Annotated in this window: 6 protein-coding genes and 2 pseudogenes; 1 reads left to right on the top strand and 7 read right to left on the bottom strand. The window is 45.9% G+C overall.

Translation table 11 applies throughout. The annotated features are described in order from the left end of the window. The 7 genes and pseudogenes from QUF18_RS19995 to QUF18_RS20440 form a co-directional block, all read right to left on the bottom strand. Positions 1-1,045 (bottom strand): IS3 family transposase gene (locus tag QUF18_RS19995; protein ID WP_289388842.1). Its coding sequence is split into 2 segments (ribosomal slippage), with 1,046 coding nucleotides annotated over them: positions 1-784 and positions 784-1,045; the frame shifts between segments, so codons are not numbered across the junction. This gene is flagged as partial in the annotation. Between the two features lie 128 nt (positions 1,046-1,173). Beyond that, positions 1,174-1,352, bottom strand: a pseudogene (locus QUF18_RS19990) (IS6 family transposase); the annotation flags it as partial. Between the two features lie 209 nt (positions 1,353-1,561). Continuing rightward, complete coding sequence (locus QUF18_RS19985) at positions 1,562-2,629, bottom strand: response regulator (protein ID WP_289389015.1); 1,068 nt, start codon at positions 2,627-2,629, stop codon at positions 1,562-1,564. Positions 2,630-2,637: 8 nt separating this feature from the next. Continuing rightward, positions 2,638-3,204 (bottom strand): chemotaxis protein CheB, encoded by a 567-nt coding sequence (locus QUF18_RS19980; protein ID WP_289389014.1) that lies wholly within the window; start codon positions 3,202-3,204, stop codon positions 2,638-2,640. Next, entirely contained in the window at positions 3,201-4,040 is an 840-nt protein-coding gene (locus QUF18_RS19975) for a CheR family methyltransferase (protein ID WP_289389013.1), read from the bottom strand. Before QUF18_RS19975 ends, QUF18_RS19980 begins: the two co-directional genes overlap by 4 nt. Next, positions 4,037-7,471, bottom strand: coding sequence for a response regulator (locus QUF18_RS19970; protein ID WP_289389012.1), 3,435 nt, complete (start codon positions 7,469-7,471; stop codon positions 4,037-4,039). Before QUF18_RS19970 ends, QUF18_RS19975 begins: the two co-directional genes overlap by 4 nt. 380 nt (positions 7,472-7,851) lie before the next feature. Beyond that, a pseudogene (locus QUF18_RS20440) lies at positions 7,852-7,989 on the bottom strand (transposase); the annotation flags it as partial. 534 nt (positions 7,990-8,523) lie between these two features. On the opposite strand from QUF18_RS20440, the gene QUF18_RS19965 reads away from it, so the two are divergent. Beyond that, positions 8,524-9,568, top strand: a protein-coding gene (locus tag QUF18_RS19965) for an IS3 family transposase (RefSeq protein ID WP_289388842.1) whose coding sequence is annotated in 2 segments (ribosomal slippage) — positions 8,524-8,785 and positions 8,785-9,568 — 1,046 coding nt annotated over the 2 segments. Because the reading frame shifts where the segments join, the coding sequence is not laid out codon by codon here. This gene is flagged as partial in the annotation.

Genomic DNA, 9,568 nt, shown 5'->3' with positions numbered 1-9,568 from the left:
ATGCCCATATTGGGACGTTCATTGTTGTAAGTCCATAACCAATCTGTCGCGAAGGCTTGCGCTTCTTCAATTGTCTCAATGATATATTGGTCTAGCCATTCGTGCCTGACAGTCCGGTTATAGCGTTCAATATAGGCATTTTGCTGAGGCTGTCCTGGTTGAATATACAAGATGGTAATAGAGTGTTTTTCAGCCCACCCCAGAAGTTTACCACTGATATATTCCGGGCCATTATCAACGCGTATAGTCTCTGGCTTGCCGCGCCATTCGATGATCTGGTTCAAACTTCGAATAACCCGTTCTGTTGGCAAAGAGAAATCCACCTCAATGCCTAAGCCTTCACGGTTAAAATCATCCAGTACATTCAATAGCCGGAATGACCGGCCGTCTGCCAACTGATCTGCCATGAAATCCATCGACCAGACCAAATTAGGTTTTGTTGGAACTACCAGAGCATCAGGTTTATCCCTTTTAAGGCGTTTTCGGGGCTTAATTCGAAGGTTCAGCTCCAACTCACAATAAATACGATAAACCCTCTTGTGGTTCCAGCCATAGCCTTTGACATTACGAAGATAAAGAAAGCACAATCCAAAACCCCATGTCTTTTTAGCTGCCGTTAGTCCAATCAGAAGATCTGCAATTTCTTCATTCTCATGACGAAGAAGAGGGCTATAGCGATAACAGGTCTCGCTTACTTCAAAAGCTCGGCATGCACACGCAATACTGACATCAGGCCGTTTCGCAGCTATCACGGCCATATCTCGACGCTCCGAGCGCCCCGTTACTTTTTTCCAAGAGCTTCTTTCAGTAAGTCATTTTGCATGCTCAGGTCAGCAAACATTCTCTTTAGCCGACGGTTTTCATCCTCGATAGATTTCATCTGGCTGACCATCGAGGCATCCATGCCGCCATATTTCGAGCGCCATTTATAAAATGCTGAATTGCTCATGCCGTGTTCGCGGCAAAGCTCAGGAACAGACACACCACCCTCAGCTTGGCGTAAGATTGCAAGGATTTGTGGATCGGTAAATCTAGTCGTTTTCATAAAAATCTCCTCGTTTATTAAACAGAGAAAATTCCACTTTCAAACACCTTTAATTAAAGGGGGGATTACCACTCAATTACACGCACTGACTGTGACATAGCTCAACAGATGTGAAAACTTTGCAACACAGCCATTTGAGGTGAATACCGAACAACCCATCGGTTCAATGTTGTATAAACAACGCATACGCCACGTTCGGTAGAATTTCCTGAAGGTCACGATAGGAGACGGGGTAGCGCCCGTAAAAGAAGACCGCGTGCAAAATGACACTTTTAGGGAAATGAGTTCCCTTGAAATTGACCGTCATCCCCTTCCACCTCACTCAATTATTCACAATGACAGGCATATAACTCAGCAATTTTGAAAAATTTTCGACACACCCGATCAACCAGCTGTTACCATGGAATTAACCCGACAAGGTTTAATTGCAACATCCCTTACCCTACTGCGTAGAAATGAACAGATATCCATCCCGCAGACGAATATCTGCCTTTTAAAATACACGCGTGAGAACTTTTAGATCTCGCTGATATCTGCGAGCAAATTACTAGAAGGTATCTTAAGCAGCAGAGACAAACCATTTGGCCGCCATTCACGCGAGATAACTCCATTGAGCCCCTGTAAAGTCGCCTTCTCAAGGGTTGCACCAAACCCTTGTCGTTCTGAGGTTTTACATAACATTGTTACGCCGCTTTCCCTCCAGTGGAGCTGTAGCAATTCTTCATCACTGACAATGTTGATTGCAAGTTGACCTTCCGGCGAGGAAAGCGCACCATATTTGGCTGAATTTGTCGTGAGCTCATGGAGTAATAGGGCAAAGGAAGTAAGGGCGTTCCCTCTAAGTTGTATATCGATGCCAGTAATTTCAACCGCTGATTTTTGCCCATTTGTGTGCGGCGCAATGACTGCTTTAATCAGCGCGACGACCGATGTGGAGCGACTGGTAATAGCATTGGTGCTCAGATCAGGCAGAGTAAGTTCATGAGCACTAGCAAGGGCTTGCATCCGCGATCTGAGATCTGATACCAACTCTTCGACACTCGTTGCAGCGCGCGCGCTCAGCGATATCAATCCAGATGTCAAACTAAACAGGTTCTTGATACGATGATTGATTTCGCGCAGAAGAATGTCTTTTTGACGTGCCGCTTCTCGCAGTGCGTCGGCCTGAATTGCCAATTCATCGCGTTGTGCTGCGAGCTGTTGACGCTGCCGGTACAATTCAAAAAAAACATCTGCCTTACTGCGCAGAATATCTGGTTCGATTGGTTTCTGAATGAAATCAACGGCGCCTGCCTCATAACCTTGAAAGCGACGCTGTCCACACCCACCCGCTGTCACAAAAATTATCGGAACATGACGTGTGCGCTCGTTTCCGCGCATCAACTCAGCAAGCTGAAAGCCGTCAAGTCCTGGCATCTGCACATCAACAAGAGCCAGCGCAACTTCGTGTTGAAGGAGCAATTCGAGCGCCTGATCTCCAGAAGTTGCTTTGAGAATTTGCAGTCCCTCATGTCTAAGGAGAGCCTCCAATGCGATGAGATTTTCCTCAAGATCGTCAACGAGGAGAAATGATACAGGTTTCATGTGTTGACTTAAACCTCTCTCAAATACAGCGATATCGCTTCAAGTGTTAAAATTCTAGCACCTGGGCAACTTCGCAGAGCTGCTTCTGGCATTGTTGGAACAAAGGCCGTTTTAGGATCTTGTATGATGGTCGTTCCGCCCGCGACTTCAACACTTCGCAGCCCTTTTGCGCCGTCTTCGTTAGCACCTGTTAGAACCACAGCAATTAAGCCAGCGCCAAATATGTCCGAAGCACTTTCAAACAAAACGTCTATTGAAGGTCTTGAAAAAAGAACAGGATCGTCCTTCGATAAGGACAAGGTTCCTCCCCGTTCAACAAGCAAATGATAATCTGGTGGAGCAAAGTAGATCGTTCCGCGGACGATAGGCTCTTTATCTTCAACTTCTTCCACAGCTAACAGGCATTTCTGCCTGAAAAGCTCCGCTATGAGACTTCTTTTGTCCGGAGGTAAATGGACAACAACCATGACTGGCAAGCGAAATCCTATGGGTAAAGAGGGCAAGATTGAAGACAGCGCATCAAATGCCCCCGCAGATGCGCCTATTACGACAGCCTGCATAGTTGGCGGCATCATAGTGAGACCTTTTGGTAGATTTTTTCTGCCTGCACGAAATCAGTAAAAGTAGTTGCATGTTTTGAAAAGCGCACACTCTCTTTGGCGCCTAATCCCAAAAAGCCACGGCGAGCAAGCGAATTATTGAACAAGCCCAGCACGCGATCTTTGAGGTCTTGATCAAAGTAAATTAGCACATTGCGGCAGGAAATGAGATGCATCTCACCAAAAACTGCATCAGTTACCAAGCTGTGGTCCGAAAAAACAACATTTCGCCGAAGCGATTTATCAAAGGAAACACGACCATAAGCGGCCTGATAATAATCAGATAAGGACGTTTTCCCACCTGATTGCCGATGGTTTGTCGTGAAGGTGGGCACCCGATCAAGTGCAAAGACGCCGGCCTCTGCTGCTTGCAATGCTTCCTGATTAATGTCCGTCGCATAAAAAAGCGTTCGCTCCTCAAGACCTTCTTCGCGAAAAAGGATCACCATCGAGTAAAGCTCTTCGCCGCTGCTGCACCCTGCGATCCAGACTTTAAGTGAAGGATATGTACGCAAATGCGGCACAACATGCTCGCGAATTGCCCGGAAATAATCTGGGTCACGAAACATATCGCTGACCTGCACTGTTAGATAGCGCAATAGTTGAGGCAACATATTGGGATCGTGTAAAAGTCGATCCTGCATAGCTGAAAAACTTGCAAACTCTAATTGTTGGCGTGCCTGTCTTAAACGGCGTTTGATCGAGCTCATCGCGTAATTACGGAAATCATAATGATAACGCAAAAACAGCGCTTCCAGCAGCAATCTTATCTCAATTTCTTCGGCGGAATCCATATGTGTTATTGGTGTCATTTAGGCATCCAAACACGAACAAGCGATAGCAGTTTATCAACATCAAGCGGTTTCGCCATATAGTCATTAGCACCCGCTTCTATACAGCGCTGCTGGTCATCCGGCATAGCTTTTGCTGTGAGGGTAATTATTGGCAATTTTTTCCATTCAGGGTTCTTACGAATTTCCTGCGTTGCTGTCAGCCCATCCATGACTGGCATCATCACGTCCATCAGTACGAGATCAATTCTTTCATCTGTTTTTTGATTAGAACGTTCCAATATTTCCAATGCTTCTCGTCCATTGCGAGCGATAATCACCTGTGCCCCACGAGGTTCAAGTATATTAGTCAGCGCGTATACGTTACGAATGTCATCCTCCACAACGAGTATGCGTCGCCCCTCAAGCAGCGCATCACGATGGCGAGCCTTGCGGATCATTTTTTGCTGTTCTGCTGGCAATTCGGAAATAATCTTATGGAGAAAAAGACTGACTTCATCCAAGAGTCGTTCAGGTGACTTCGCGCCTTTGATAATGATCGATTTGGAATAACGACGCAATTTTTGCTCGCTTTCTGCAGATAGTTCCCGACCAGTATAAACGATTACCGGCGGGAACGAATATGCACTTTCAGTGCTCAGCGTTTCCAGCAAAGAAAACCCCGATGCATCCGGGAGAGAAAGGTCGAGAACCATACAATCGAAGGTCTGGTTGCGCAGAAGATCAAGGCACTCCGCAGCATTGCCAGCAGTGACCGTCTTAACTTCATTTGAGCCAAGAAGTTTGGCAATGGCCTCTCGCTGGCGCTCGTCATCTTCAACGATTAATACTGTGTGCATGCGCTGCGAAAGGCGCGCGTCGAGCTTATTGATAACAGCGACTAGCTGGTCGCGATTGGCTGGCTTAGATAGGTAGCCGATAGCGCCGAGGGAGAAAGCCGTTAGCGAATGATCACCAGCAGATATAACGTGTATCGGTATATGACGCGTGCGAACGTCGCTCTTAAGACGATCGAGAACCGACAAGCCAGACTGATCTGGCAGACCGACATCGAGCACAATCGCATTTGGCATAAACTCGCGTGAAACACGCACGGCTTCTTCAGCAGTTCTCGCTATAACCGTATGAAACCCCATTTCGCGTGACAAGTCTCGGACGATTTCCGCAAAACTATCGTCATCCTCGATCACAAGGAGAACACGTTTTTCTCCGTTAAGTGCGTCCCTGTCATCTTCAAGTTGTCGAAGGATTTGCAATGCGGGTTGACCACGGACCACTGTTTGTTTGACTTCATCATCATTGGCGACAAAAAAAGGGACCGCAGTTACATTGCTGATGTCTGACATATATTTCAGTGGCAGCGTGACCGTAAAACTGCTGCCTTGTCCAGGCTTACTTTCAACGCTGATCTTACCTCCGAGCAGACGTACAAGTTGACGTGAGATAGAGAGGCCAAGACCTGTTCCACCGTATCTGCGGCTTATTGTGCTATCGGCTTGGTGGAAAGCTTCGAAAATGCTTTTGAATTGATCTGTGGATATACCGATTCCTGTATCAGTCACTGAAAACACGATGTTTTCGTTTGCTGCTGGCCGAATAGACAGCGAAACCTTTCCGCGATCTGTAAACTTAATAGCGTTGGAAATCAAATTTTTGAGGACTTGCTCCAATCTCTGAGGATCTGTCTCAAACGCTTTCGGCAACCCATCTGCAACATTGATGTCAAAATCGATATTTTTTTGATCCGCAAGCGGAAGGAAAAGCTGTTTAAGTCGACCCGAAAGACGTCCGATGGGCGTCACTTCAGGGTGAATTTCTACATGACCGGCTTCTATTTTTGATAGATCAAGAATATCATTGATTAGGTTAAGAAGGTCATTACCTGCTGATTGAATTGTACGCGCAAACTTGACCTGTTCTTGAGTTAGATTTTCATCTGGGTTATCAGCCAGGAGCTTTGCCAAAATGAGCGAAGAATTAAGAGGCGTACGCAGCTCGTGCGACATGTTTGCCAAAAAATCAGATTTGTACTTGCTTGAACGCTCCAACTCTTGGGCTTTAAACTCCACCGCAGCATGGGCCTTCTCCAAGTCCGCACGCTGAATTTCGAGTTTGTTTGCCTGCTCTTCCAGCTGGCTGTTAGTTTGCTCTAACTCGACCTGCTGTTGTTCAAGACGCGACTGAGATTCTCTCAGCACCCGACTTTGTTCTTCCAATTCCTCATTGGAAACACGCAGTTCTTCACCCTGAGCCTGCAATTCCTCAGATTGCTGCTGTGTTTCCTCCAAAAGGTTCTGTAATTCCGCACGATATGTCACCGCCTGCACAGTAAGCGCAATTGCTTCCGCAGCACGCTTTAGTAGCGCAACCGCTTTTTCGTCTACCCGGCGCAAATATCCAAGCTCAATAACCGAGTTGACGGAGCCATCTATCGAACATGGGAGAATAATAAGGTGCTTAGGCTTGTCCCGCCCAAGTGCTGAACCAAATGAGAGATAGCCATCAGGAACGTCATCGAGAATTACGAGACTGCCTTTGGCTGTTGCCTGTCCAAGCAGTCCCTCCCGATTGGAAAATTCAGTTGGTACTGATTTTTGATCAGGTATGCCGTACGCCGCCGACCGACGATAGTAATCGCGTGAACCGCTAAAAAAGGCACCCGCAACCGCCCCAGTATATTCCGACAGATAATCAAGAATACCTTCACCAAGCTCACCAATGCGCTGATCACCGATCATCGCGGAAGCTAGGCCAATTTCTCCCGTTTGCAGCCATTCATCGCGCGTCCTTCTCAATGCATTTTTGCGGACCAGATATCCAATTACTAAAGTAAATATCACACCCAAAGCCGCAGCAAGAATAGTGCTTATGAGTGCTTGTTTTTGAGCCTGCTCCATTTCAGATAAACGAACGACTCGTATTTCGTTTTCGACCTGTGCCATTGTGTTAATGCTGTCACGGATCGCATCCATTTCCAATTTGCCCCTATCAGAGCGAACAAGATCTACAGCGGCATTAACTCCATGGCTGTTTCGCAATTCAATTGTCTCTGCCATTTCGTCAAGCTTAGCATCAACATGCTGTTTTAATTGCGCGAGCCGATCGCTTTGGCCAGTGTTGTCTTTGATTCTCTCATCGACTTTGAGAATTTCATTTTTAATCGCCCCTTTAGCAGATCGATAAGGTGCGAGATAACTATCTTCGCCTGTTAACAAATACCCGCGTTGCCCGGTTTCGGCATCCTGAAGCTGTGAAAGAAGCCTATCCAGCGCGACAATAGCCTGATGGGTTGCAACCACCTTCTGATTGGCGACCCGTATTCCCTGAAAGTTGACATAGCTTACTAAGCTGCTGATCAAGAAAAAAATCAACGCCACAGCCAGTCCTACTAATACACTCGGTTCAAGACCGAAGAGATTTCGACTACCACTGGAATGGTTGATTGTTTTCATGAACATACCTTTATGATGTGATGCTGCAGACAATGACAAGGGCATTGAGAATGCTTAAATGCCTATAACTCGTTTATCTCAAGAATGTGTGAAAAGGTTTGACTCTTCGATGAAACGAACAGAATGGATTAAATAGCCCCGACTTTATTAGACCCTCTTGGGCATTAAATTATTTTTTCGCTCAAAGTCTAGCGGTGACACCATACTTTTCTAACATGCTTGCGTTGCGGAGTATAAACCTTCAATATAGTCGAACACGTTGTGCCTTGCTTCTGTTCGGGTTCTGTATGCTTTGCGACGAGTTCGTCCCCACCTCCACAGATAAAAAAGCTCTCTGGGACAGCGCTATCCTGACAATTTAAACGATGGCTCATATATGCTCAAGGTTGTGATTTTGCAGGAGCGTTGTAGCGCTTCCTCCATCTATAAAGTGAATGTTGTGCTATACCCATGGGACGTGAAACATCTGTTACGGAATAGCCACGCTCATTGATCTTTTTAATCGTATCGAGTTTTAAGTCGTTAGTGAAATTACCCTAACCCATCGTAAGCTCCTTGCCTCTTTTTTAGGGAACAAGAGTGTGGACAAATCAGGGGGGCTACTCGCTACGTTATGTACCACATATCAAAAACAACAATGGAATTCTTTCATTATTAATCTTTCCGATACATATATTTCAGTGAACTAGTATTTTATGTAAAAAACAGATTCCCTGGTGGTAGTTTTACTCGGAAAATTTGGCGAGCTGCGGGTAAAAAAAGCGATCTTTGTACCATAAAGCTTTGTGGATCGGCCTTTGTCCTGTATCTTTATTACGAAATCCTTCTATTAAAGTGCCCTTTCTGAGCGAAGTGGCGATTCCAACTAAGAAGATATAAAACCACCTTCGGGCTGTAGCGGCACTACCCCTATTTTTACCCGTCATGCCTCTCCATGTGAGGCCGTTTTTAGTTTGCCTCGGTATTCTCTAGCAATTGTCTCGGTAATCCCCCCTTTAATTAAAGGTGTTTGAAAGTGGAATTTTCTCTGTTTAATAAACGAGGAGATTTTTATGAAAACGACTAGATTTACCGATCCACAAATCCTTGCAATCTTACGCCAAGCTGAGGGTGGTGTGTCTGTTCCTGAGCTTTGCCGCGAACACGGCATGAGCAATTCAGCATTTTATAAATGGCGCTCGAAATATGGCGGCATGGATGCCTCGATGGTCAGCCAGATGAAATCTATCGAGGATGAAAACCGTCGGCTAAAGAGAATGTTTGCTGACCTGAGCATGCAAAATGACTTACTGAAAGAAGCTCTTGGAAAAAAGTAACGGGGCGCTCGGAGCGTCGAGATATGGCCGTGATAGCTGCGAAACGGCCTGATGTCAGTATTGCGTGTGCATGCCGAGCTTTTGAAGTAAGCGAGACCTGTTATCGCTATAGCCCTCTTCTTCGTCATGAGAATGAAGAAATTGCAGATCTTCTGATTGGACTAACGGCAGCTAAAAAGACATGGGGTTTTGGATTGTGCTTTCTTTATCTTCGTAATGTCAAAGGCTATGGCTGGAACCACAAGAGGGTTTATCGTATTTATTGTGAGTTGGAGCTGAACCTTCGAATTAAGCCCCGAAAACGCCTTAAAAGGGATAAACCTGATGCTCTGGTAGTTCCAACAAAACCTAATTTGGTCTGGTCGATGGATTTCATGGCAGATCAGTTGGCAGACGGCCGGTCATTCCGGCTATTGAATGTACTGGATGATTTTAACCGTGAAGGCTTAGGCATTGAGGTGGATTTCTCTTTGCCAACAGAACGGGTTATTCGAAGTTTGAACCAGATCATCGAATGGCGCGGCAAGCCAGAGACTATACGCGTTGATAATGGCCCGGAATATATCAGTGGTAAACTTCTGGGGTGGGCTGAAAAACACTCTATTACCATCTTGTATATTCAACCAGGACAGCCTCAGCAAAATGCCTATATTGAACGCTATAACCGGACTGTCAGGCACGAATGGCTAGACCAATATATCATTGAGACAATTGAAGAAGCGCAAGCCTTCGCGACAGATTGGTTATGGACTTACAACAATGAACGTCCCAATATGGGCAT

It is taken from the genome of Pseudochrobactrum kiredjianiae (assembly GCF_030362795.1).
GTDB classification, from domain to species: Bacteria; Pseudomonadota; Alphaproteobacteria; order Rhizobiales; family Rhizobiaceae; genus Pseudochrobactrum; species Pseudochrobactrum kiredjianiae.
The sequence above is the reverse complement of the archived record's forward strand: the minus strand, read 5'-3'. Positions and strand labels throughout refer to the sequence as shown.

Bases quoted from the DNA above. Each gene is read 5' to 3' on its own strand.
- QUF18_RS19985 (WP_289389015.1), bottom strand. From the start codon at position 2,629: ATGAAACCTGTATCATTTCTCCTCGTTGACGATCTTGAGGAAAATCTC.
- QUF18_RS19980 (WP_289389014.1), bottom strand. From the start codon at position 3,204: ATGATGCCGCCAACTATGCAGGCTGTCGTAATAGGCGCATCTGCGGGG.
- QUF18_RS19975 (WP_289389013.1), bottom strand. From the start codon at position 4,040: ATGACACCAATAACACATATGGATTCCGCCGAAGAAATTGAGATAAGA.
- QUF18_RS19970 (WP_289389012.1), bottom strand. From the start codon at position 7,471: ATGAAAACAATCAACCATTCCAGTGGTAGTCGAAATCTCTTCGGTCTT.